The sequence below is a fragment of the Lysinibacillus sp. F12 genome, from assembly GCF_057773605.1.
This window is the reverse complement of sequence record NZ_JBYMLP010000002.1, coordinates 495656-521639: the sequence shown is the minus strand read 5'-3', so window position 1 is coordinate 521639 and position 25984 is coordinate 495656. Positions and strand designations below refer to the sequence as shown.

19 protein-coding genes are annotated in these 25984 nt (G+C 35.5%); 14 read left to right on the top strand and 5 right to left on the bottom strand.

The genetic code is table 11. From position 1 onward, the window contains the following. The first annotated feature begins 6 nt into the window (after window positions 1-6). A complete protein-coding gene (gene fdhD, locus AC3CH7_RS09655) occupies window positions 7-825 on the top strand; it encodes a formate dehydrogenase accessory sulfurtransferase FdhD (protein WP_031416178.1) in 819 nt (272 codons plus the stop codon). Further along, a complete protein-coding gene (gene moaA / locus AC3CH7_RS09650; protein WP_036162002.1) occupies window positions 826-1842 on the top strand; it encodes a GTP 3',8-cyclase MoaA in 1017 nt (338 codons plus the stop codon). 45 nt (window positions 1843-1887) lie between these two features. Here the strand turns inward: moaA and moaC are convergent, their stop codons facing one another. From moaC to AC3CH7_RS09635, 3 genes are read right to left on the bottom strand one after another with little or no spacing between them, the layout of a single operon-like run. Next, window positions 1888-2370 carry a cyclic pyranopterin monophosphate synthase MoaC gene (gene moaC, locus AC3CH7_RS09645; protein ID WP_012294884.1) on the bottom strand — a complete coding sequence of 161 codons (483 nt, stop codon included), beginning with the start codon at window positions 2368-2370 and terminating at the stop codon, window positions 1888-1890. Next, a complete protein-coding gene (locus AC3CH7_RS09640; protein ID WP_012294883.1) occupies window positions 2363-2953 on the bottom strand; it encodes a molybdenum cofactor guanylyltransferase in 591 nt (196 codons plus the stop codon). The genes moaC and AC3CH7_RS09640 overlap by 8 nt, the downstream gene beginning before the upstream one ends. Beyond that, entirely contained in the window at window positions 2950-3444 is a 495-nt protein-coding gene (locus AC3CH7_RS09635; RefSeq protein WP_031416173.1) for a MogA/MoaB family molybdenum cofactor biosynthesis protein, read from the bottom strand. Before AC3CH7_RS09635 ends, AC3CH7_RS09640 begins: the two co-directional genes overlap by 4 nt. Window positions 3445-3619: 175 nt before the next feature. Here AC3CH7_RS09635 and AC3CH7_RS09630 point away from each other — a divergent pair, with 175 nt between their 5' ends. Genes AC3CH7_RS09630 through moaD form a run of 5 tightly spaced genes read left to right on the top strand, consistent with a single transcriptional unit; the run spans window position 3620 to window position 7129 of the window. Continuing rightward, window positions 3620-4636 (top strand): thiazole biosynthesis adenylyltransferase ThiF, encoded by a 1017-nt coding sequence (locus tag AC3CH7_RS09630; RefSeq protein ID WP_036162808.1) that lies wholly within the window; start codon window positions 3620-3622, stop codon window positions 4634-4636. 16 nt (window positions 4637-4652) lie between these two features. Beyond that, window positions 4653-5939, top strand: coding sequence for a molybdopterin molybdotransferase MoeA (locus tag AC3CH7_RS09625; protein WP_269204008.1), 1287 nt, complete (start codon window positions 4653-4655; stop codon window positions 5937-5939). Then, complete coding sequence (gene mobB, locus AC3CH7_RS09620; RefSeq protein WP_012294879.1) at window positions 5903-6427, top strand: molybdopterin-guanine dinucleotide biosynthesis protein B; 525 nt, start codon at window positions 5903-5905, stop codon at window positions 6425-6427. The genes AC3CH7_RS09625 and mobB overlap by 37 nt, the downstream gene beginning before the upstream one ends. Beyond that, window positions 6424-6903, top strand: a complete 480-nt coding sequence (locus AC3CH7_RS09615; RefSeq protein WP_031416166.1) for a molybdenum cofactor biosynthesis protein MoaE — start codon at window positions 6424-6426, stop codon at window positions 6901-6903. Before mobB ends, AC3CH7_RS09615 begins: the two co-directional genes overlap by 4 nt. Beyond that, the gene (gene moaD / locus AC3CH7_RS09610; protein ID WP_036216705.1) at window positions 6896-7129 is read left to right on the top strand and encodes a molybdopterin converting factor subunit 1; all 234 of its coding nucleotides are present in this window, start codon (window positions 6896-6898) and stop codon (window positions 7127-7129) included. The genes AC3CH7_RS09615 and moaD overlap by 8 nt, the downstream gene beginning before the upstream one ends. Before the next feature lie 37 nt (window positions 7130-7166). Here the strand turns inward: moaD and modB are convergent, their stop codons facing one another. Together modB and modA are read right to left on the bottom strand one after the other, a co-directional pair. Continuing rightward, on the bottom strand, window positions 7167-7823 hold the full coding sequence (gene modB / locus AC3CH7_RS09605) for a molybdate ABC transporter permease subunit (RefSeq protein ID WP_012294876.1): 657 nt from the start codon (window positions 7821-7823) through the stop codon (window positions 7167-7169). A 3-nt stretch (window positions 7824-7826) separates the two neighbouring features. Beyond that, window positions 7827-8609 carry a molybdate ABC transporter substrate-binding protein gene (modA, locus tag AC3CH7_RS09600; protein ID WP_036161998.1) on the bottom strand — a complete coding sequence of 261 codons (783 nt, stop codon included), beginning with the start codon at window positions 8607-8609 and terminating at the stop codon, window positions 7827-7829. Between the two features lie 158 nt (window positions 8610-8767). Here modA and AC3CH7_RS09595 point away from each other — a divergent pair, with 158 nt between their 5' ends. The 7 genes from AC3CH7_RS09595 to AC3CH7_RS09565 all read left to right on the top strand — a co-directional run bounded on the left by AC3CH7_RS09595 (window position 8768) and on the right by AC3CH7_RS09565 (window position 25953). Then, window positions 8768-9688: a substrate-binding domain-containing protein gene (locus tag AC3CH7_RS09595; RefSeq protein WP_036161993.1), complete on the top strand. Its 921-nt coding sequence runs from the start codon at window positions 8768-8770 to the stop codon at window positions 9686-9688. A gap of 776 nt (window positions 9689-10464) precedes the next feature. Beyond that, on the top strand, window positions 10465-11196 hold the full coding sequence (locus tag AC3CH7_RS09590) for a hypothetical protein (protein WP_012294873.1): 732 nt from the start codon (window positions 10465-10467) through the stop codon (window positions 11194-11196). Between the two features lie 802 nt (window positions 11197-11998). Beyond that, the gene (locus tag AC3CH7_RS09585; RefSeq protein WP_243432504.1) at window positions 11999-12136 is read left to right on the top strand and encodes a hypothetical protein; all 138 of its coding nucleotides are present in this window, start codon (window positions 11999-12001) and stop codon (window positions 12134-12136) included. A 568-nt stretch (window positions 12137-12704) separates the two neighbouring features. Then, window positions 12705-13427: a 4'-phosphopantetheinyl transferase family protein gene (locus AC3CH7_RS09580; protein ID WP_230584443.1), complete on the top strand. Its 723-nt coding sequence runs from the start codon at window positions 12705-12707 to the stop codon at window positions 13425-13427. Further along, window positions 13420-20817 carry a condensation domain-containing protein gene (locus AC3CH7_RS09575; protein WP_488381712.1) on the top strand — a complete coding sequence of 2466 codons (7398 nt, stop codon included), beginning with the start codon at window positions 13420-13422 and terminating at the stop codon, window positions 20815-20817. The genes AC3CH7_RS09580 and AC3CH7_RS09575 overlap by 8 nt, the downstream gene beginning before the upstream one ends. Then, entirely contained in the window at window positions 20814-22127 is a 1314-nt protein-coding gene (locus AC3CH7_RS09570; RefSeq protein ID WP_036161991.1) for an MFS transporter, read from the top strand. Before AC3CH7_RS09575 ends, AC3CH7_RS09570 begins: the two co-directional genes overlap by 4 nt. Beyond that, on the top strand, window positions 22105-25953 hold the full coding sequence (locus AC3CH7_RS09565; RefSeq protein ID WP_227256876.1) for a beta-ketoacyl synthase N-terminal-like domain-containing protein: 3849 nt from the start codon (window positions 22105-22107) through the stop codon (window positions 25951-25953). The genes AC3CH7_RS09570 and AC3CH7_RS09565 overlap by 23 nt, the downstream gene beginning before the upstream one ends. The last annotated feature ends 31 nt before the right edge of the window (window positions 25954-25984 follow it).

Sequence of the window (25984 nt, the reverse complement as noted above, 5' to 3'; positions counted from 1 at the left end):
TGCCTTATGGAGAGAGCCGTTACGAGGAAGATTGTGCGAGTTGAAGGGCAGCAAGCGAAGGAAATGGATGATTTAATTGTCTCAGAATATGCTGTGACCGTGAAAATTAATCAACAAGAATTTGTCACGATGGTTTGTACGCCGGAGTATGTCGAGGATATGGTTATCGGTTATTTAGCGTCCGAACGGGTGATCCGTAGTTACGAAGATATTGAGGACATTTGGCATCAAGAACAAGAAGGCTTTGTGCACATTAAAACAAAGCATGTCAATCCTTATTATCAGCAAACACAAAACAAACGCTATATAACATCTTGTTGTGGAATGAGTCGACAAGGCTTTGTTTTTACAAACGATGCTTTAGTAGCAAAAAAAATGGAAGATATTCATGTGCAAATTACTGCTGCGGATTGCTTTCGCTTAATGCATGCCATGCAGGATACTGCTGATATATTTAAAAAAACAGGTGGTGTGCATAATGCAGCGCTTTGCGATGTCAATGGCATTGTTTTAAGTCGCATGGATATTGGTCGCCATAATGCTTTAGATAAAATTTACGGCTATTGTTTACGTCATAATATTAGTATACAAGATAAAATTATTGTTTTTAGTGGACGAATATCATCAGAGATTTTACTAAAAGTATCCAAAATAGGCTGTGAAATAGTATTGTCCAAATCGGCACCAACCGAATTAGCCTTGCAATTGGCCGAGCAGCTTGGTATTACGACGGTAGGCTTTATTCGACAACAAACATTGAATATTTATACACATCCACAACGCATCATCATACCAGCTCAGAATGTACGGAAAGAAGGAGATTAAATGACGGATCTACAAGACCAACTACAAAGACCGTTAAGAGATTTAAGAATATCCGTGACAGATCGCTGCAACTTTCGCTGTCGATATTGTATGCCAGCTGAAGTGTTTGGTCCTGATTATGCATTTTTATCATCTGATAAAATTTTAAACTTCGATGAGATTGAAAGATTAGTCAAAATATTCGTCTCACTAGGTGTCAAAAAGGTTCGCATTACAGGTGGGGAGCCTTTATTACGCCGCGATTTAACGGAATTAATTGCCCGAATTCATCGCCTAGAAGGTGTAGAAGATATCGCTTTAACAACAAATGGCACTTTATTAAAAAAATATGCACAGCCATTGGCACAAGCAGGCTTATCTCGCGTTTCAATTAGTTTAGATTCACTAAACGACGAGCGTTTTTTTGAGATGAATGGACATCGCGGGAAGGTGTCAACTGTGTTAGAGGGTATTGAAAAGGCAGCGGAAGCCGGTTTACAAGTAAAGATTAATATGGTCGTTCAAAAGGGAAAAAATGACCAAGATGTTATAGAAATGGCACGATTTTTTAAAGAAAAACAACATATTTTACGCTTTATTGAGTATATGGATGTTGGAAATTCGAATGGTTGGCGCATGGATGATGTGTTGGCCAAAAAAGACATCGTTGAGCAAATCCATCAGCATTCACCGCTGCGACCGATTGCTCCTAATTATCTAGGGGAAGTGGCGACTCGTTACCAATACAAGGATAATCAAGGGGAGATTGGTATTATATCATCAGTCACAGATTCTTTTTGCACGTCTTGCTCACGTGCACGCCTCTCAGCAGAGGGTAAATTATATACTTGTTTGTTTGCTACAGAGGGGACGGATTTAAGAGAGCTATTAAGATCTGGCCAAGATGATACAGCAATTCTTAATTGTATAAAGAGTGTCTGGACAGAAAGAAATGATCGCTATTCAGACGAGCGGAACGAACAGACGATAGCAAATAGGAAAAAGGCTAAAGTTGAAATGTCCCATATCGGAGGGTAAACATAAAAACAGAAAAAAATCGGCAAGATGCCGAATTTTTTCTGTTTATTTATGCGTAAAGGTACCGCTTTTGCCGCCTGTTTTTTCTACAAGATAGGTTTCTTTAATGACCATCGTTTTATCAACCGCCTTACACATGTCATAAAAGGTGAGGGCAGCAATGGAGACAGCTGTAAGGGCCTCCATTTCGACACCCGTTTTTCCATTGCATTTGACAGTAGCTTGAATGTGTAGCGCATAACCATTATCGATTTTCTCATAGTCAAATTGCAGATCTGTGCCCTGTAGCATAATAGGGTGGCACATAGGGATGATATCAGCTGTTTTTTTAGCGCCCATAATCCCTGCGATTTGAGCGACTTGTGTAGGATCACCTTTCTTTATACCACCTTGTTGGATGGCCTGATAGACCTCGTTGGATAATGTAATGGTACTGCGTGCTATGGCTGTACGTGTTGTTATTTCTTTTTCAGAAATGTCGACCATTTTAGGACGACCTGCTTCGTTCCAGTGGGAAAAATTATTCATTGTTAGACTCCTTTGTCACTGTTTGTAGCCAATCATGTTGAGCGTTGATATTAATAAATGTTGGACAGTTCTCCTTAAAAGGAACATAACATACACGAAGTTGATCTAAAAGCACTTTCATACTCCGTTTGCTTTGTTCCGTCAATTGTTTCGCCATGGGTAATGCCGTGTGGCGATATAGGGCCGCTAATGGCTGATAGTGTAAATTTTGTTTAGGAACAATCGCATCATAAGAATCATTTATATAGCCTAGCAGCTCTTCAATAAACGCTGCGTTCATATAGGGCATATCACTGGCGACGACAAAAAACCATTCAATGTCAGGAAAAGACGCTAGAATTTGATGAAGGGCAAAAAGTGGCCCTTGATGCGGCTGCTGTTCAATGATCCATTGCACATTCTCAGATGCAAACCTAGGTTGCAGGCTAGCGTTTGTAGCAATCACCAAAGGATTTAATTGATTTTCTTGGAGGGCATTGAGGCTGTGCTTATATAAGGGTAGTCCTGCAAACGTCTCAAACATTTTCGGTTGACCATATCGAGAGGATTGACCACCAGCTAAGACAACACCAGCAACTTTCATAGGCGATTCAATTCTCCAACGAAATGTTGTATGGTTGGTAAAATAAGCTTGGTCATGGCCAATGTCACAGCGTTAGTAGAACCTGGTAAAACATAGATAGCTGTTTGATGGCGACTACCTGCTGTGGCACGACTAAACATAGCTTTGGGGCCAATTTCCTCATAGCTTAACGTTCGAAATAATTCTCCGAACCCCATCATTTCTTTTTCAAAAAGAGGCAAAATGGTGTCGTAGGTTTGGTCTCTTGGTGTAAAACCAGTTCCACCAGTGACGATAATAGCATTGATGTTGGCATGATTACACCATGTATGAATATGTTCTGAGATATCGAGCGGTTCATCCCTTGTTATTTGGTAGTCCACTACTTCAAAAGTAGCCTCCAAAAGTAAAGAATGAATGCGCTGACCAGCTAAATCCTCTGCCTTTGTCCGTGTATCACTCACGGTTAAAATGGCAGCATGGATGGGTTGTTGAAGATGTGTAGGATGCAAGGTAGAACGACCTCCTTTTCTTGCGTTATGGGAGTTTTTTAATAAAAAATGCTCCATTCATGAAGTGAAGAATGAGCACGAAATAGAAAAAAATTTCTAAGTAAGTTTCACTTTATTATAATGCTATCAATGAAAAGGTCAAACGAAAATTCATAGAAAGAAAGGCAAAATGCTCATGAATAATAGATATTCGAGACAACAATTATTTAGCCCTATTGGACAAGCGGGGCAGCAGGCAATGAAACAAAAACATGTCCTAATCGTAGGGGTTGGTGCCTTGGGCAGTGCTAGCGCAGAAGCACTCGTGCGGGCAGGTGTTGGAAAATTGACGCTGATTGATCGAGATTATGTGGAATGGAGTAATTTGCAAAGACAGCAATTATATACTGAGCAAGACGCACAAGAGAAATTGCCAAAAGTGATCGCAGCCAAAAATCGACTACAACAAATTAACACAGAGGTCGCCATTCATGTCGCCATTATGGAAGCCTGCACAGAATCATTGCTACCGTTGCTAGACGATATAGATGTCATCGTAGACGCCACTGATAATTTTGATGTCCGCTTTCTGATGAACGATCTTGCACAACAGCATCGTATTCCATGGGTGTACGGCTCTTGTGTGAGTAGTTATGGGGCTACCTATACGATTGTGCCAGGGAAAACACCATGTTTACGCTGTTTGCTGAAGGTCATGCCTCAAACAGGGATGACCTGTGATACAGTAGGAATTATTAGTCCTCCTGTCCAAATAGTAGCGGCATATCAAGTAGCAGAGGTGTTAAAATTGCTAGTTGGCGATGACAAGGCCTTACGAAAAAGCTATTTGACGTTTGATGTTTGGCAAAATCAACATTATGAAATCAACGTAGATAAAATACGTCAGGATGATTGTCCAACCTGTGGTCACCACCCTACATATCCATCTTTAGCTTATGAAAATCAAACAAAACTAGAGGTGCTTTGTGGTCGTGATGCTGTACAAATCCGACCGCCAAATCCGACTCACTATAATTTAGAGCAGTTGGCAGACCAACTTCGTCCCTATGGGGATATTCACATGAATCCCTATTTGCTTTCTTGCCAAACAGAAGAATATCGCATTGTCATTTTTCAGGATGGGCGCGTAGTGATTCATGGAATTCAGGAGATACAAAAAGCAAAAACCATTTACTATCGTTTATTAGGATAAAGGAGTGTGCTAAATGTTGGAAAAGAGACAACCAATTCCAGTGTCGGAAGCTGTACATCGTGTAATGGAATATGCTTTTCAAGCCAAAAAGGAGTTTGTGCCATTATCGCAAGCATATGGTCGCTTTATTGCGGAGGATATTGTCGCCGATCATGATGTACCAGCCTTTGATCGATCCCCTTATGATGGCTATGCTATTCGTTCTATTGATAGTCAGGAAGCGTCCTCAGCACAGCCAGTCATATTTCAAGTCGTTGGAGAAATTGGAGCAGGCTTTGTTTACGAGGACGTAGTCGGATATCGGCAAGCCGTACGCATTATGACGGGTGCGCCAATACCAAAAGGTTGCGATGCAGTTGTAATGCTAGAATTAACCCAAACATTTGAAGAAAATCAGCAAACATGTATGTCGATTAAACGGGCGTATGTAGCTGGCACTAATATTTCCTATAAAGGTGAAGATGTGCAGCAACATACTGTTCTCGTTGAAAGAGGACAATATATTAACCCCGGCATTATGGCATTACTAGCTACATTTGGCTATGCGCAAGTGCCTGTATATCGTAAATTGGTGGTGGGTGTCATTGCTACTGGCAGTGAGTTACTAGAGCCAGAGGAATCTTTACAGCCAGGAAAAATTCGAAATAGCAATGCTTATATGATTATGGCACAAATCGAACGAACAGGTGCAGAGGTTCGATACTTTGGCAAATTTAGCGATGATCTTGATTTATGTATTCATATTGTTGAAAAAGCATTACAGGAAGTCGATATTTTATTGACAACGGGAGGCGTTTCCGTTGGAGACTATGATTACTTACCAGCTATCTACAAAGCTATTGACGCAAAGGTATTATTTAATAAAGTGGCGATGCGTCCAGGGAGTGTGACAACGGTTGCTGCTCGTGATAATCAATTATTATTTGGACTTTCTGGTAATCCTTCAGCATGCTATGTTGGTTTTGAGCTATTTGTACGTCCCATTATTCGCACAGCATTTGGCAATCAACAACCGCATGTCCGCAGAGAGCAGGCTATTTTAGGGGCAGATTTTACAAAGCCCAATCCATTTACTCGCTTTGTAAGAGCTCTAGTATACTATGAAAATGGTCAACTAATGGCTGTACCATCTGGTTTTGATAAATCGAGCGCTGTTTCTTCATTAGCGTCAGCTAATGCTTTTATCGTCTTACCTGGTGGCTCTCGTGGCTATGAAAAAAACATGCAAGTAGCAGTTTTATTGCTAGAAGATTTGCAAGGAAGTGAGTGGCCTTGGAACAACATCGAAAAATCATACAGATAGTTGGCTATCAAAATAGCGGAAAAACGACTTTAATGGAGCAATTGATCACGCACGCGACGAAAGAAGGGCTACGTGTAGGGACCATTAAACACCATGGGCATGGTGGGGCGCCGGTAGAAAATCTTTCAAAGGATAGTAATCGACACGAACAGGCAGGTGCCCGTGTTTCAGCAGTGGAGGGGGGCGGAACATTACGTTTAAGTATTCACCAACATAGCTGGCGGCTTGCGGATATACTTACGATTTATGCTACCCTTTCAATGGATATTATTTTGATTGAGGGATATAAGAGAGAACATTACCCAAAAGTCGTGTTACTACGAACAGCACAGGACCGTGTGTTACTACAACAAATTTCTAATATCCTTTGTGTCATATATTGGCCAAGCTATCCAATTGATCAGAATTTACCGAGCCCAGCCTTTTCTATTTATGAAGATACAGAATATATGGAGTTTTTGTTGAATGAAATGAGGGGAAAACTATGACGACAGCAATGTTTGAAATTATTGATAAGCCGATTGATGTGGAAGAAGTAAGGCACAAGGTACTAAGTCGAAACGCTGGTGCGATAACGCTATTCATCGGAACTGTACGTGAAATCACCCAAGGGAAGAAAACATTGTATTTGGAATATCAAGCATACCCGGCTATGGCAATTAAAATGTTTGAGCAAATTGCACAAGAACTAAAACAGCTATGGCCGGAAGCAGAAATAGCGATTACACATCGTGTAGGGCGATTGGATATTACAGATATTGCCGTAGTCATTGCCGTATCATCCCCACATCGAAAAGTAGCCTATTTGGCAAATGAATATGCAATTGACCGCATTAAGCAGATTGTGCCTATTTGGAAAAAAGAACATTGGGAAGATGGTACGCAATGGATGGGAGATCAATTAGAAAATGTCCCATATCCTGAAGGAAAACCAGCGATAGATGAGGAGGGAAATTGTGATTAACATCTTATTATTCGCTCATTTACAAGAAGTGGTTGGTGCGTCAAAGCTATCAGTAGATCTGTCAAATGTGACAGTTGCTCAAGTGAAAGAGTGGATGGAACAGCACTATCCTCAATTGACATTACAGCAGATGATGACAGCCATTAATGAGGAATTTGCAACGGATACTACCATTGTTAAATCGGGCGACACAATCGCCTTTATTCCACCTATTAGTGGGGGATGACGAAAAAGAGGCAGCTAGTTTAAACTAGCTACCTCTTTTATACTTTTAGGACATGAATGCTAAGAAGCATCAGAAATGAAATAGTGATCATGCACAAGACCCATGTCCAGGCAAGGGTCATGTTCCCCGAATCGATGGCCATATAAATCGCTAAAGGGGTTGTTTGTGTTTTCCCTGGAATATTACCCGCAAACATCAGCGTAGCCCCAAACTCACCTAATGCACGAGTAAAGCTCAATATTGCTCCCGAAACAAGAGCCTTTAGTGCCAATGGAATGGAAACGAACATAAAGACTTGCCATTCGTTAGCCCCATCTACACGTGCTGCATGTTCGATATCTCGATCAATCGAGGCAAAGCCCGTTTTGGCGGATTGATACATTAATGGAAAGGCAACAATGGTTGAGGCGATGACGGCGGCCCACCAAGTAAACATGACAGGCTGATCAAAAAGCCAGATAATCAGATTCCCTAATATACTATTCTTCCCAAATAGAACGATAAGCAGGAAACCTACTACAGTCGGAGGTAATACTAGGGGCATTAGCAATAACGTTTCCAGTAATAGCTTCCCCTTAAAGTGATGTGTCGCCATCCATTTACCCATTAAAATACCTGTCAATATAGCAATGATACCCGCAACAAAGGCAATTTCTATCGAAAGCCTAAGAGGAGACCAAAAATCGGTACCCATCCTTTATTGTGCTCCTTTAAACCCATACTTTTTAAAGACATCCATCGCCTCATCACTTTGTAAGAAGTGATAAAAATCTTCAGCCTCTTGTACATACTTACTATTTTTTATGACTCCAACCGGATAGATAATCGGCGTGTGTGTACGTTCATCTGCAGTTGCAACAACTTCGACCTTAGTAGATACAAGAGCATCTGTTTTATAAACAATTCCTGCATCTACATTTTCTGTTTCACTATAAGTAAGGACTTGACGTACATCTTTTGTATACACTATCTTGGACTCAAGTGACTCCCATAGTTGGCTATTTTTTAACGTTTCCACCCCATATTGTCCAGCAGGGACTGTTTCAGGTGTACCAAGTGCAATTTTCCCTGCTTGTTTTAAATCTTCAAAGGATTGGATTTGTTTTTCATTATTTTTTGGAACAATTAATACTAATTCATTTGCTAAAAGATCCATCCCCAATTTTGGATCAATAATCTCGTTTTTTACAAGAGCATCGAATTTATCCTCGGCTGCCGAAAAGAAAAGATCTGCAGGGGCCCCTTGTAAAATTTGTTGCTGCAATGCACCAGAACCACCAAAGTTATAGAGGATTTTAATGGTATTGTGTTCTTTTTCATAAGTAGTTTTTAGTTCTTCTAAGGCATCTTGTAAACTAGCAGCCGCAGAAATGGTTAATTCAATCGGCTCATTTACGTGCGGATCTTTATCTTCATTACCACAAGCAGCTAATAGGCCAACTAGAAGCATGGATGCAAAGAAACGATAAAATTTTTTCACTTCGTTTTTCTCCTTTTATAACTCGTTATAACAAGACATAACTAATTATAATAAGTTATAAGTGAAAAAGAAACCTGGAATTGGTAGAAAATTTCAAGATGTTCACATGTAAACAAATAAGTTACCATGTAAGAAGAGGCTTATAGGAGGAGAAAGAGATGTCACAAGAACAATCCTATACAATTGAAGAGGTTGCACAATTATTAAAGGTATCGAAATTAACGGTCTATGATTTAGTGAAAAAAGGGGATTTGCCCGTTTTCCGAGTAGGACGCCAAATGCGGGTGGACCGTACTGATTTACAAGGCTATATACAAAAACGGAAGACAGGTACCACTCCTGCTATGTCACCCGTGGCTATTTCACCTAAAAATCATTCAAAAATTATTATTAGTGGGCAAGATTTCGTGTTGGATTTAATGGCAAAATATCTAGAGAAAAGGCAATTAATAAAAGTATTACGTTCACATGAGGGTAGTTTTAATGGGGTCATGGCGTTGTACCATGGAGACTGTGACATTGCGAGTTTACATATGTTTGATGGGGATACAGGGGATTACAATACACCTTATGTAAAAAAGATTTTTGTGAGCCTTCCTTTTGTTCTCATCAATGTGATATCACGTAGGGCGGGTTTCTATGTTCAAAAGGGTAATCCGTTACAGATCCATTCATTTGAGGATTTTCAAACAAAGTCATTTACATTCATCAATCGTGAGAAAGGCTCAGGTACACGCACCTTATTAGATGAACAATTGCGTATTCATCACATAGCTCCGTCTACAATTAATGGGTATGACAAAGAAGAGATGAGCCATCTCGATGTCGCATCAGCTGTAGCAAATGGGCATGCAGATGTTGGGATAGGGATTGAGAAAACCGCCAAACTTGTCAACGTTGATTTTATTCCTGTTATGAGAGAGCGCTATGATATTGTGCTATTAAAAACACCTGACAATCAACGGTTAATTGAAGCGGTAAAGGGAATTTTGACATCAACAGACTTCCAATCCGAAGTGATCGCATTAGGAGATTATGATGTCTCCCAAATGGGACAGGTTATCTATGAAACACTGTAATTCAAACTGTATTTCGAAAATAAAAGGATTTATAATTTTTGGAAATTTTATGGTTGTGGTGTTATCTAAACATGGCAGAACATCTATGAAATTTTGAATGTAGAATTGGTGAGATGGATAATTTTGTAGGTAAAACAACTGCTAAGATATTAGCCCGCCATCAAATAGTTTGCGTAATAACGCGCAACTATTTGATGGCGGGCCTTTTTTCGTTTATAAAAAGGAGTTGGATAACGTGACATGGACAGTATTACACATTATTGGTAGTATTGCCTACGCTATTAGCGGCGCATTTGTACCTTACAGGCCAAGTATTCTTTTATACTTTTTATAAATATCGCAACTTTATTTTAAATCTACACTTTCCAAACTTTTCGATCACCTAGCATATGTTTTATTCCTCAAAATCGATCTTTAAATATCCTATATATTTACAAATAAGTTTAACAATGGTACTATTTAATTGGTTATATTAACCATGTAAATATTTTACAACAAAATGAAGCAGAAATATAAAGATTAGGGGGGTGAGACAAGAGTGTTAGATTTCGTGAGTTCTACATTAAACTTCTGGATTATTATTAATTTGAGATTGAGGAAAGGAGGGTAAATAAACCGTACGTAATTAATTAGTGCATACTAATTAATTATAAAATTTTTAATCTTTAGAAAATTATTCGAGGGATGATTGTTTCACAAATTTTAGATGGAACAGATTTGATTTATAACAAAGTACAATTTTCAAATTAAATTAAATTAAAAGGGGATTGGGATGTATGAAAAAACATATTATAACGTTTATTGTTGGTGCAGTATTATTAGGATATACTATTCCAGGTAATATTACTTTCGCTAATGAAAATGATACTATTCAAGTTACACAAAATACTTTAGTATTAGAAAATATACAACAAAATGATAGGATAGATTTTACAGATTTTGATTTAGAAAAAGAAATCGACTCTTTGCCATCTGTACATGAAATGACAGTGGAAGAAAAGAAATTATTTGACGAATTAGTGAACGAGGAAGTAGGAAAACATGGACAAGCTAATCCTGAACTGTACAAGCAAGTATTAACAGATTTTTTCGATGAATCTTCAGGTCATGCAGGAGATTTAAATTATGCGGCTAATGTTCTTGAAAATAAGACGCTAATAAATAATGACATTTCAACAATGGGTTGGGACTGGATTCCAGATATTAAAATTGGCACTAATTTAGCAGGCTCTATTTTAAATGTGGCGATTGGTGTTGCTGTTGGTGGTGGAGTTGGTGCAATTCAAGGTTTTATTGTCGCTAAAGGTAAAAAAGAGGCACAAAGAATCTTCACTAAGACAGTTACAAGTAAACTTACAGAATGGGGAGCTCCTAAGCTTGCTATTTTTGTAGGTGCAGCAGTAGCCATCGCTTTAGACTATAGTGATATAGGGGCTAAAATCGCAGAATATTTAGATAGTAAAGACTCTAAACCTAATAATGGTTGGATTGAGATTTATGAGTTTTAAATAGGAGGTAGATTCTGACGAGAACGTTAGTAATCCTTTTCTGGGTATTTATATACATTTATTTCATGAATAAAATAGGTGTTGAAAAAGATATTTTTTACTTAATTTATTCATTAATTATCGTTTTTAGCGGTATAATAATTATATATAAATTATTCACCCCAAAAGACAATACCAAAATGTAAAGAGTAACAGTATTCAGTATCCCCTTTTAAGTAGTAAATGTTTAAAAACTACAGTACGCTGTAGATAACATTCTACCGAAAGGGGATATTTCTATACCTTGAAAAAGTAATTTGTATTCTAAATAGTAGTGGTACAAGTTTATGTATTTCGCAAATTAACTATGAACCACTAATAATTGCTATTTTCTATCTATTCCTTCGTCACTTTCACGATAAGCCCTTGAAATTTTACCCAACATAATCTTCAGCATTTTCATACCTTTCTCGATTGTTAGAATTATTTGGATCCAGTAGAATAGCAGGTCTTTCTTCTGTTGGATATTTTATTGGTTTCAAACTCTTCTACATGGTAAAGCACAATACTTTCAATTCTTTTTACTCATTTCCTCACACTATTTATGTTCCACATGGGCAAACTGTGGGTGCTTATTTGGAATAAAAATAGTTGTTGTTATTTGTGAGAAAACAACTCGTCTATCATTTTTAATCAATCTCTATTCAAAACTAAATTTATACGCTTTAAAATGGATGACAATTGAATAGAAAAATAAAATGTTATCAAGCGTTTTTATATTCTCTTATTCTAGCTTCCACGTTTTACCGGTGTTGGTGGTGGCATGATCCGAAATTTGTTAGCAGGTAGAACGCCGCTCGCACTAAGAGAAGAAATCCATGCTGTTTTGACATTTTTTTGTGGGCTTTCCATCTGGGTAGGGTGGAAAGCCCGCTTGAATTGTCAGCTATTGTTATCTTGATTGTGGTCCTCCGATGTTATTTGTGAATAATAAATGGAAGCTTCCTTGGACATTTTTGCATGAGCCTAAATTTTCTTGTGGCTTTAAATGAAAGAATGGTTTGCTGCATCTAGTACAAATGGTTTTAAGAAGGGAGGTGTAAACGTTTAATTTATGATGTTGTTTTTCATCATCAAGGATACTTCTCTGCTGGAGTTGGATTGGTAATTGATTTTAGGCATCGAACATTCGAATATTTGTCCAATAAACAAACATGCTTATCACTTTCAACATAGTACAATTTTGTTTTAAAAGGAATTCTATATGAGTAGAATCCTTTTTTTTTGTGATTTTTTAGAGTTTTAACATGACTCTATGGAAATACTCGTAGACTAAGAGTAATGAATGGTAAATATAACTGAATTGGTATTTTTTATAAATTATGGTAGGTTATTTATTGACTATTTATTCCATGGTGTTTAATATTATAAATGGAAAATAGGTTTATTTTTTCAAGTTAATATCCTTTAATGTAATTTAAAGGAATTTATACTCTGAGGTTATAAAGAAAATTTTGGGGGCGTGATATGTGATAGAAATTTGTTTAATTAAAGTACCTGTACATATTTCAAATTATTCTGAACTAATGAATTTTGTATGTACAAAAAAAGCAAGAAGAATAGAAGCTTACTTAAATAAAATAGATGCATATAGGTCCTTACTATCCGAATTGTTGATGAAATATTTATTGATGAAGCATTTGAAATGTCATCCTTCCGACATAAATATCCAAACGAATACATATGGGAAGCCATATTGTATCAATGGGGATTATGAATTTAACATTTCTCATTCAGGTGAATGGGTTATAGGTGTCATTGGCAATTGTGATGTAGGAATTGATATTGAAGAAATGAAAGATAATTACGAAGATGAAATAATTAAAAATTATTTTTCGAGTATAGAATACACTTCGTACAATCAAACACCAACTGAAATGAAAAAAGAACGTTTTTATGACTTATGGACTTTGAAGGAAGCTTTTGTGAAAAATATTGGACTAGGTTTAAGCATTCCTTTAGATTCTTTCTCCATCGAGACTAGTCATAATGAAATTTCAATTGTACAAGATATTAGTCCGTATCCTTATTATTTCAAGCAATATAACTTGGTTAATGGTTATAAAATTTCCGTATGTAGTAAAATGAATGAATTTCCATCAGAGCAACAACTAAAGATAAAAGAGTTTTCGGCCTTAGAAAAAATTTTTTTGAATAATCTAATATTAGAGGAGGATAAATATTATGAGTAAATTAATACCTCAAGTTTTAAATCTTCTTAAAAATAAGGAACTAACAAAAGACGCAGCGAAGCAAATCATTGAATCGGTGAATGAAATTAAAAGTGAGTCTAAACCGAAAGTTGATAAAAAAATTGCCATAATAGGCATTTCTGCAGAATTACCCGGTGCTAAAAATTTTGATGAATTTTGGAATGTTTTAAGCAATGAACAGGACAAAATAACAGAATTAAGTGATAGTAGGAGATCGTTGTGTGAGGGATTCCTTGTTAATAATATGGAAAAACTTAAAATTTCAAAAGAGAAGCCGTTTTGGGATGCAGCGTGGCTAGATGAAGTTGATAAATTTGATGCTGGATTTTTTAATATTTCAGCTGCTGAAGCAAAAGTAATGGATCCACAACAGCGTAGATTTCTTCAAATCGCATATCAATGTTTTGAAGATGCTGGTTACGCAGGGAGTCGAATAAAAAATTCAAATACGGGTGTTTACATTTCAGCAGCTATGACCAATTACTCTGAAGGATTGGCTGAATTCACACCATTAAGTGTTCCAGGAAATATTCCTGCTTTTACGGCCTCAAGAATTTCTTATATTTTTAATTTAAAAGGACCGTCTTATGTCGTGAATGCTACCTGTGCCTCCTCCATGTTGGCAATTCATGAGGCCTGTGTGGGTTTAATGAATAATGATTGTGAAACGGCATTAGTCGGCGGTGTTAATATTTTCCCTTATCCAATAAATAGTGAAAAACTGTTTATGAATGCTGCGGGTATTATGTCTGAGCAACAAAAGTGTAAACCTTTTGACGACTCAGCTAGTGGGATTGGAAGAGGAGAAGGGGCAGTAGCCCTGTTATTAAAACCTTTAGATCAAGCAATAGAAGATAATGATAATATCCACGCTGTTATAATTGCCTCTAAGGTAAATAATGATGGGACTTCAGCGGGTATTACGGCGCCAAATCCTAAAGCACATGCAGATTTATTAGCTGAAACATGGGATTTAGCGGGCATTAAGCCTGAGCAAATTGACTACATTGAAGCGCATGGCACAGGTACTCATTTAGGTGATCCTATTGAAATAAAAGGCATTCAAGAAGCAGTTGAACGAAGTAATAACGATAAACAATTTTTACCAATTGGTTCTGTGAAGGGTAATATTGGCCATTTACTTGATGGAGCTGCAGGTTTATCGGGTGTAATCAAAGCACTACATGTAATAAAAAAGGGAATAGTTCCACCTACAATAAATTTAGTTGAACCAAATACACATATTGATTTTGTAAATTCTCCAGTTTTTATTCCGACAGTACCATTTAATATTAAAGAGAATAAAAAAGAAAACGAACCTATTATAGCTGGTGTAAGTTGCTTTGGCTTTAATGGTACGAATGTTCATTTATTATTAGAGGGAGCACCAACGAAGGCTGAAATTTATAAGAAAGATCATAAAAGAAAAGCATATGTCATTCCTTTTTCAGCAAAATCTGAATTATCTTTGCGAGGTACTATTGAACATTTCTCTAATTTATCTGGGGATACGATTAATCTAAGTAATTTAGCATATACGATGTGTACAGGTAGGGAGCATCATGAAATAAGATTAGCTATTATAGCTGAGACAATGGACGATCTAATAGGTGCCTGTAAAAATTTAGTCAATCTTGATATGACTAATTGGGAAAAAATTATTGATATGACAACCGATGACGATAACACTATCAAGAAATTAGCAGAAAATTTTATTACAGGTGAAAAATGTAGTTGGCATAAACAATTTCAGGATGAGAATAATCATAAAATTTCTTTACCTACATACTACTTTGATGAAAAATCTTATTGGTTACAGAGTGATGCTAGCGTAAAAGCTATAGAGGTAAAAGGAAAAACAGCTCTTGAAGAAATCATTAGTTTAGCAGAAATAATCTTAGAAACTGAGAATATTAAGCAAACGGATAGTTTTATTTCTGTAGGTGGAAACTCTCTTTCAGGACTACAATTTATTACCCGTTTGAAAAAACAATTTAATAGAGACTTTGTCTTAGATGATGTATTTCTTACATTTGAACAACTAAGTAAACAAGTAAACAATGATCATTCAGAATCGACAGAAGTCATACCTCAAATTAGTGTAGAAAACCATGAATTTCCATTATCATATGGTCAAAACAGATTGAGCATTATAGAACAATTAACAGACCAAAAAATGGTTTACAATACTCCGTTTATTTTTAAAGTTAACGGGTTAGTTGACATTGAGAGGTTACGCCAAACATTTGATGTACTTTCACAAAGACATGAATCTTTAAGAACAGTATTTGTAAAGCATGAGGATGGAAATAAACAGAAAATACTGCAAAAACCAAACTATTTATTTGAATACAAAGATTTTAGTATAGAAGATAACGCAGAAGCAAAAGCAATGGATCAACTCAATCGTTGGAAAGAAACTCCGTATGATTTAGAAGCGGGACCACTTTTAAGAGTTTTTGTGTATAAAACAGAAAAAAATAAAAGTCTGTTTGCTTTAATGATGCACCATATTATTGTAGATGGCTGGTCATTATCACTATTATCGGATGAACTTTTCACTTTGTACAATAGTAGTAATAATGAAGCCTTGCCGGAAATAGAAAATACGTATGTAGATTTTGCTGCATGGCAACGTGAAAATATAGAAGGTGGTAGGTTTAAACAACATGAAGATTACTGGCTTGAAACATTAAGAGGAAGTCTACCTATTACAGAAATAACGGGCGATAAATTAAGACCAAGCACTTTCCGATATACTGGAAGGCTTAAAAGATTTGATATTAGTGCTAGCTTAGCAGATAAATTAAGAGCTTTTGCAAATACAAATGAAAGTACATTATACATGGTTTTAGTGTCGAGTGTATTTAAACTAATTAATCAGATGACTGGTGATACAGATATGGTAATCGGTACACCGGTATCTGGAAGAGTAAATGAAGAACTGGAAAAAATCATTGGTTTATTTACGAATACTATCCCATTAAGGGTTAATTATGAAGAACATGATAATTTCCTTACTTTATTAAGAAATGTTAAGACCATGTTATTGGATAGCTTTAAACATCAAGAATATCCTTTCGATTTATTAGTGGAGAAATTAGATTTACCTCGGGATACTAGTCGTTCTCCTTTATTTAATATAAACGTGGCACTTCAAAATTTTAAATTTAAAAATACGACATCAGCTTTTGATGAAGCAGAATTAACACCTATTCTTTCTGAACACAAAACGAGTAAATGGGATCTTGAATTCGAATTTGTTGAATTACCAAATGGAGAGCTATTCTGTAATCTTGAGTATTACGACGGTGTCTATTCATCAAGATTTATTGATTCATTAATTGAAACGTATTTAAAAATACTAGATATGATTTTACATGAGCATGAATTAACTAATATTGATGTAGAAAAAAGTAAAAGTGCTATAAATGGTCAATTTGTCGAGGATGGCAAAAACTTTTTAACTACTATATTAATGATGGCAGAAAAGAACCCACAAAAAACAGCATTGGAAGATAGCGCAGGTTCATTAACATATCAAGAGTTAGTAGATAGAAGTAAATCAATAGCAGAAAAATTGTTGAACAGCAACAGTGAAGTTAAAAATGCTGTCATTATTTCTGACAATAATAGAACGGCTATTTTAGGTATTTTATCTTGTTTAATGAGTAATGTCACATTTATACCTGTATCACCTAAAAACCCAAGAGCTAGAATTGAATCTATTATCAAACAAAGTCAAGCTAACTTTATTATTTCGGAAAAGAAATTCTATTCCTTATGTAATAGGCTGTTATTTGAAAATAAGAATATTCAAACGGTTATGGTGTTAGGAGAAACAGATTTAGATCAGTGTGCTGTTGTAGATTCAAGTGATTTAATGAACGAATCATTGTGGAACTATTTTGCAGAAGGACAGAAAACAGAAATAGAGGCTAGTGGTTGGAATAGTAGTTATACAGGTGAAGCTTTCAGTGCCTTAGAAATGCAGGAATATGCGGAAAACGCAGTAAACAAAATCAGAAAGTACCTACCTCAAGATTCAAATGTATTAGAGCTTGGCTGTGGCTCAGGTTTGACAACATTTGCACTTGCTCCATATACAAAAACGTATACAGCTATGGATTTATCTTCCTCTATTATCGAGAGGAATAAACAGATTGCTCAGAAATCTAACTTTAGCAATATTAAATTTGACATTTCGAAGGCTCATGCCTTTAAGAAGTTTGAAACAGCATTAGATGCAGTTGTCATTAATAGTGTTATTCATTGTTTCCCAAGCTATGGCTATTTAAAGGTAGTCCTTAAAAAAGCTATTGACTCTTTAAAAGAGGGCGGAATAATTTTCTTGGGGGATTTATTAAATATTGATAAAAAAGATAAATTTGTTTCTTCTTTACAAGCATTTAAAGAACAAAATATGGATAAAAATACTAAATTAGATTGGGATACAGATTTATTTATTAATGAAGAAATTTTAAAAGAGCTTCTCAGTGATGTAGGAGCAGATATACAAATTGAATGTTCTGAGAAGACATACACTGTAAGCAATGAACTCAATCAATATAGATTTGATGCTGTGATCATTGTTAAAGATAAGGGCGAAAAATATAAACGAAGCAGCTCTAAAAATATGCTAAGTGAAGGTATTCATCTAGATGAGCATGTGGAAATTGAGTTAAATTCTTTTGCTAAAACTTCCCCTGCATATATTCTCTTTACATCTGGAAGTACTGGAAAACCAAAAGGTGTAGTTGTTTCAGGTAAAAATCTTAATAATTATTTAAACTGGGCTACTGCATACTATTCACCTACTGGAACATCGCTAGATATGCCATTTTTCACTTCCATATCTGTCGATTTAACGATTACTTCAATGTTTATTCCATTGATAACGGGCGGAAAAATCATTTGCTGTGAAGGGGAAATTGATCAGGCTTTTGAAAGTGTAGCCAAGATAAAAGAAACCATAACGATAAAGGGTACACCTAAACAGATCCAATATTTAGTTGAGGATGAGAGATTTGCACCAAATGTAGAATGCTTCATCCTAGGGGGAGAAGCTTTAGATATAACTTTATGTAAAACGTTGAGAGATCGATTCCCTCATGCTCGTATCATTAATGAATATGGGCCAACTGAGGCAACTGTTGGAACGATTTATCATGAAGTAACAGAGGAAGATTTACACTCAGATTATAGTCATGCGCCAATCGGATTACCGATTCATAACACGTCTGTTTACATTTTGAATAATCAGAATCAGCTAGTCCCTTCATACGGGGTTGGAGAAATCGTATTAAGTGGTGAGAGTGTTGCCCTAGGCTATTTGGGAGAGCCTAATTTAACTAGAAATAAGTTTATAGCTAACCATATTAATCATTTACAAGCAGGATATTTATATAAGACAGGGGATTTAGGACAAGTATTGCCGAACGGTAAAATTGTTTGTTATGGACGGAAAGATAATATGGTTAAAATTCGCGGCCACAGAGTGGAACTGGAAGAAATCGAAAGATATTTGCGAGAAATTCCAAGTATTAAAGATGCCGTAGTTAAACTATATAAAAATGAAGATGGTGAACAGCTTTGTGCTTACTTAGTCAGTCAACAAGATATTAATCAAAGGGATATTGAAAAACATCTTTTACGATATTTACCAGAATCATTAATTCCAACGTATTACCAAAAAATAGAAGAAATTCCAATGTCTAATAGTGGAAAAGTAGATAGACTTTCACTGCCAAGTCCTGAATTATACGACGATAGAAAAGTTCAGACAGATGATATTAGTAGTTTGACAGAGATTGAAAGAGAATTGCTGTCCATACTAAAAGGAATTTTAAGTGACCGTCAATTTAACATTGATTCTGATTTCTTTAAAATTGGAGGGGACTCCATCAAGGCATTAAAGTTTATCTCAAAGGCAAAGGAAAAAAATATTAATTTGAAAATTGACCATATCTTTAATTGTAGAAGTATTCGAAAAATAGCTATGAACACTACTAAAGAAATGGACACTCAAAAAGAATGGCAGGAATTAAGTTCTAAGGAGATTCCACTTGCTCCAATGCAAAGATGGTTCTTCCAACAAACATTTAAACATGCCCACTATTGGAACTTATTAATGTCAGTAGAGCTGCCTGAGAAAGTGGATGTAGCTGCTTTAGAAAAGTCCTTCCAATCAATTATTTCGGTTAATGAGAGCTTGATGACATGGTTCGATGTGAATGAGAGCAAACCAAAGGCTTTTGTTGAACCAAGCTTAGTAAACACATTTAAGCTCATTGTGAAGGATCTAAAATTAACACCTCCGGGTAGGCTAAAAGAGGAAATTGAGAACATTCAATTCCAATTACAAAATAACTTTAATTTTGGAAAGGTATTACCAATAGGAGCAGTAGTGTTCCTAACAGCTAAGAAGCCTATTTTGACATTCTTTATTCATCATCTAGTTGTTGATGGGGTTTCATGGAGGGTTTTATTAGAGGAATTAGAAAATAATTATTTAGCTATAGTAAATGGTGAAGATAAAATCAGCTTCCCTATGACGCAGTTTTCTGATTGGATAGGAGAATTGTATAACAAAGAATTACACACGAATCATTCATATTGGGAAAATATAGATGTGAAAAATGTACATCCATTATGCATGCAGCCTGTCAGAAAAGATTATTTATTTAAGGATCGATATCATGTAACCAAAACTCTGAGTGAGGAAAGTACAAAGCAATTTTTACATGCTAGAGAACATTCAGAAATTTATAAACCTGATGTTCTTATTGCAGTAACATTTGCTCAAGCGTTTAGTCAACTATTCGGTCAACAAGATGTGTTATTTAACTTTGAAGGGCATGGACGAGATAGTCGCCAATCAGCGTTAGATCTTAGTAGAACAATAGGTTGGTTTACTACGATGTATCCACTACAGGTGACAATTAGTACGCTAGAAGAAATGCTTTACACAGTTGGACAATCATTGAGCGAAATAGGCAGTGGATTGGACTTTATGATAGCAAGATGGATCAAAGAAAATAACAACATTACGCATATTCAACCATCCATATTGGTCAATTATTTAGGAGATTTTGATAACGATATTAGTACTTCTACAAATAGTAAAAATGGAGGGAACGGGGTGCTACAATACTCCTCAAATCTTCCTCAGGCTCCTGCTATTCATCCAGATAATGAGCTTTCTAATATTTTGGAAATAAACATCTTTATTTTGGATGGAAAACTTAATCTAAGCTTAGAGGTAGATACACAAGTGATTAGTAATGAAAAAGCTCAACTCCTCTTATCAAAATTTGAAGAAGCTTTGGTTGAATGTAGTGGAAATGCAAAGGAGCCCCAAAATACATGATAACTTCTTTTAGCAAACCAACAAACAGAGGATTTACAATCTTTTTAATGGTTGTAGCTACTCACTTTATATCTTTATTAGGTTCTTCTGTTGCAAGGTTTGGACTTGGTGTCTGGGCTTACCAAAGTACAGGTCAAGTATCTAGTTTTGCGGTCGTTTTAGTTGCAGGATTTCTTCCGGCAATTGTGTTATCGCCTTTTATAGGAATATGGATAGATAGGAAAGGTCCTCGATTATTAATATTATTAGGAGATATTATTGGACTAATTATTTCTTCAATAATTTTCTCCTCCCTTTTATTAGGGAATATAAGTATGGTTCATGTAATTGCAGGTGCTATATCGCTTTCGATAGTGAGCTCAATGCAAACGCCAGCATTACAAACATTAGCACCTAATCTAGTGCCTAAAGAAATGTTATCAAGAGCAAATGGTGTATTTTCTATGGCATCATCGACTAGTGATGTTCTGGGTCCTGTAATTGGTGGAGTAATAATGGGGTTTGGAAGTATTGTTTATATCATTGGTGCAGAGCTAGTTACTTATTGTATTGCCATTCCTATTCTCTTAATACTTTGGACAAAATTAAGTGTAAAAGTGAACAATGACAATGAAGATAGCCATGAAAATAACTCCATTTTAGGTGATCTAAAATATGGTTTCAATTATTTAATCGAGCATAAATCTCTTCTAACTTTAGTGCTATTATTCACGGTTTTAAATTTTGCACTAGGGTTCAATCAAGTAGTTGGACAGCCATATATATTGAGCTTTGGAACTGTTGAACAATTTGGCTTACTAAGCTCTATATATGGAGGAGGAATGGTATTAGGTGGGGTACTAATGTCATTCATCAAGCTGAAGAAGCACATAATATGGTTAGTACTGATTTCAAATTTTGGTATTGGTGTATTTATAACGCTCACAGGGTTATTCAATAATATGCTACTCATTGCAGTTTTTTGGGGTGGTTTAGGGTTATTACTGCCAGTGGTTAATACAGGTACACTTACTTTAATTCAACTCCATACAGAACCCAAATTACTAGGAAGAGTTTTTTCAATTGCTAGAACATTCGCTTGGATTTCATTACCCCTCGCTTATATTATAGGAGGAATACTTGCTGATAAATTAGTTGCCTCAAACGTAAATATTATCCCTTATTTAGGTAGTGGAGAACGAGGAGTGTATGGGACGCTACTCTTACTAGCTGGAGGTTTAATTATATTAACTGTGGCAATTTTCGCTCAACTAAAATACATTAAAGAATTGGATAGGAGAGAAGAAAATGATGTACAGCACAATGTCTAAAAAAATATTAAGTTTAGTAGAAGAAAATAAATTGGATACAAATTTAGCATTAAATTTACTAGATGAAATAGAAAAAGAAACAAGTGAACCACTTGCAATTGTTGGTATGTCTTTAAGATTTCCTAATGTCTCAAATCTGGATGATTTATGGACAGGTCTCATAAATAAAAAGGATTTTGTGACTGAATTTTCGAAAGAGCGTTTTGAATTGATTGTTAATTCTAATCCTAAATTGCAAGAAATGTATAGCCATTTAAAAAATAATATAACGAATGATCCAAGATCGTATGGCTCGTGGCTATCTAGCATTGAACAGTTTGATCCTGAACAATTCGGATTGAATGAACATGAAGCTCAATTTATGGGACCAGCAGAGCGTCTGTTTTTACAGGTGGCATTAGAGTCCTTATACATGGCAGGTTACAAGGAAAATGATCTAAAGGATTCAAATACTGGCGTATTTATAGCACATACACCTCATCCTGCATTTGATTATTTAAATTTATTTGAAGAAAAAGATGAACGAGCTTTTATTTCAAACATACCTGCTAATCTGGGCTATCATTTATCATATGCATTTGATCTTAAAGGTCCAGTTATGACCATTAATACGAGTTGTTCCTCTTCTTTAGCTGCTGTTCATGTTGCTAAAAATGCGCTTAAGCAGGGGGATTGTAACTTAGCAGTAGTTGCGGGAGTGAATTTGAATTTATTTCCGTATTGGGAAGAGGAAGCACCTGATTATGTTGTAAGGAGCACAAAATATAGATGTTCACCATTCGATGAAAGTGCAGATGGGATTATCGGAGGTGAAGGGGTTGCTGCTATTGTTGTAAAGAGATTATCGGATGCTATAAAGGACAACAATCACATTCATGCTGTGTTAAAGGGTTCGAGTATTAGTAGTGATGGTGCATCAAATGGCATGCAAGTCCCTAATCCTGACGCTCAATCTAAAGCAATAATGGATGCTCTGGACGATGCAAAGTTATCATTTAATGATATTGATTTTGTTGAGGCGCATGGCGCAGGTACTCAAGTAGGTGATTTACTCGAAGTAGAGGGGCTTAAAAAGGCCTATCTACAAAAATCAACTAAGACAACGGAATGTCAATTAGGCTCAATTAAGTCGAATTTTGGCCATATGGGTGATGCAGCAGGTATTGCAGGATTAATAAAAGCTGTACTATCCATAGAGAAAAGAACAGTTCCAGGTCTTAATCATTTTGCAGCAGAAAATCCTAAAATAAACTTCAAAGAAACGCCGTTCAAAGTTAGCTCAGAAAATAAAACGTTTGATGAACATAAAATTTTAAGCGCAGGTGTAAATTCTATAGGCATAAGTGGTACGAATGTTCATGTCATACTAGAGGAGTATCGACACAATAAACAGGAGCAATTAACTGAAAAATTGACACCATTGTTTATTTCAAGTAAAACTCGTAGAGCGCTATGGGATCAAATAAAAACCTTAGCTATTCATCTTAAAAATAATGAAAATTACAGTATTCAAGATTTAGCCTATACATTCAATAATAGAAGAAGTCATGAGCAGTCTAGAGTATGTATTTTTGCAAGCAATTGTCATGAACTACTTCGAAAAGTCGAAAGATTATTAAATGTAAGAACATTTGAAAAGGTACCGAGTAATTTTTATACACAAGGTATATTTTTAGCTGATGAACATGAAACGAAAGTTGATAGTATTAAAAATTTAGATGAATTTACCGCTACATCTCCAGCAGATAAAGCACTTATTAAGCGATACCTAGAAGGTAACAATATTATGGAGGAGTGTCGCGAATTATTTAATAATGGGAAATTACTACCGTTACCAGTCAGTATTTTTAATACAAAAAGAATATGGCCATCTAGTAAAGAGACATTCCAAAATCAGACGAAAGAGCTGTTCTTTGAAAAGAAATGGCTACATTATCCACATGATAATGAGACTACACATGAAGCATTAAAAGAAGGAACGACTTGGCTATACTTTATGAATAAAGATGATGAAAATATCCTTGCACTAAAGAATAGAATGACTGCTTTAGGTATAAAAATAATTGAAGTACTTGAAGCAGATAAATTTGTGCAATATACATCTGAACAATATGGTATTGACATCAATTCTGAAAAAGATATGTATAAGTTGTTTGAACACATAGGTGTGGAAGAATTAAGAAATTTAAAAGGGATTATCCACTCTTACACATTTAAGCATTTAGATGAAACAATGGAATCAAAAGAAAATATGGAAAAATCCCAAGAAGAAGGTATTTTCTCACTATTCAATATAACAAAAATGTTATTAGAGTTTGAGGTTACACATCCAATTCAATTAAATGTCATATCATCATTAACGGAGCAAGTTAAGGACAATGAAAAAATAATTCCTGCTAGGGTAACAACCTTTGGCTTAGCGAAAGTTATCTCGCAGGAACAACCGACTATTTCATCCTACTCTATCGATCATGATTTGGACGGAAGCTCTCAAGACATTGCTTCCCAATTATTAAAAGAGTTACAACAAGATAAAGATCATAGACCAGAATTAGTGGCATTTAGACAATCAAAAAGATATACAAAAGTTATTGAAAGACAAAGCGATGACTTTAATGGCAATGAAATTATAGTAAGAGAGAATGGCAATTATGTTATTGCCGGTGGTACAGGATATTTAGGTGTTCAATTAGGAAAGTTTTTAAGTGAAAAGCAAAACGTCAATATCATTTTATTGGCTAGAAATTTATTACCAGACCGAATGGAATGGGAAAAAATTATTGAGAATAATCAAGAAAAAGATGACATGTTGATTTATAAGCTGACATCAATTATGGAAATTGAAAGTCGAGGTTCTACAGTTACAATCATGGAGTGTGATGTGACTGAGGAACACGCTGTTAAAGAAACATTTGCGAAAATTAGACAGGATTTCGGTGAAATCAATGGTGCGTTTATGTTGGTCAAACAACTTTACCATCTATGGATAAAAGAGTTAAAGCTTAGTCAATTCAAAAAAGGCATTCATAACAGAGTAATCGGCACCTATTTAGTAGAAAAAGAATTAAATCCAGAACCATTAGATTTCTTTATCCTATTTTCTTCAATCTCTTCTTTAATGGGGACGAAATCTGCAAGTGAATGCTGCGCTGTGAATCAATATTTAGACTCAATGGCTGGGTATTTGAATCAAAAAGGAATAAAAGGTAAAACGATGAACTTTACGTTAATACTAGATGATAAAAAAGATTTTGGAAGTGATACGGCCATACCTCCGATTGATTTTGTAGATTTCCAAAATTCATTGAACTTATTCTTCAATAAGGGCTATGAATGGAGTCTAATTTCACGTTTTGATTTAGAGCAAGTCCATTATCTTAAACCAGTCATTAAAATCCCATTTGGCGAGAGTTTCTGGAGCGAAGTAGAACACTTTAATCATTCAAAAAATAATCAAAACGAAAGTATTTCGATGGAAGAAGAAGTAGTGAAAAGTGAGTTTACACTATCTGAGATTGAAGCAAGTATACGTGAAATTTGGAAAACAGTTTTAGGCATTTCAACTATTAAAGAAATTGATAATTTCTTTAGTTTAGGAGGAAGCTCTTTAAGTGCTCTAAGATTTGTTCATTTATTTAAAAATAAATTCATTGGTTTAAAATTTGAAATCTCTGATTTATATAGCAATCCTACATTCCAAGACCAAATTGTATACTGTGATCATTTTTATAACGCAAAAGATGAATTAAGCGATATTCTAGATGCATTTGAAAGTGATGATATTTCATCAGAAGAGGCACTGTCTCTATTATTGAATAAGCATTGAGTTGAAAGGGAAATGACTATTAACATTTGGA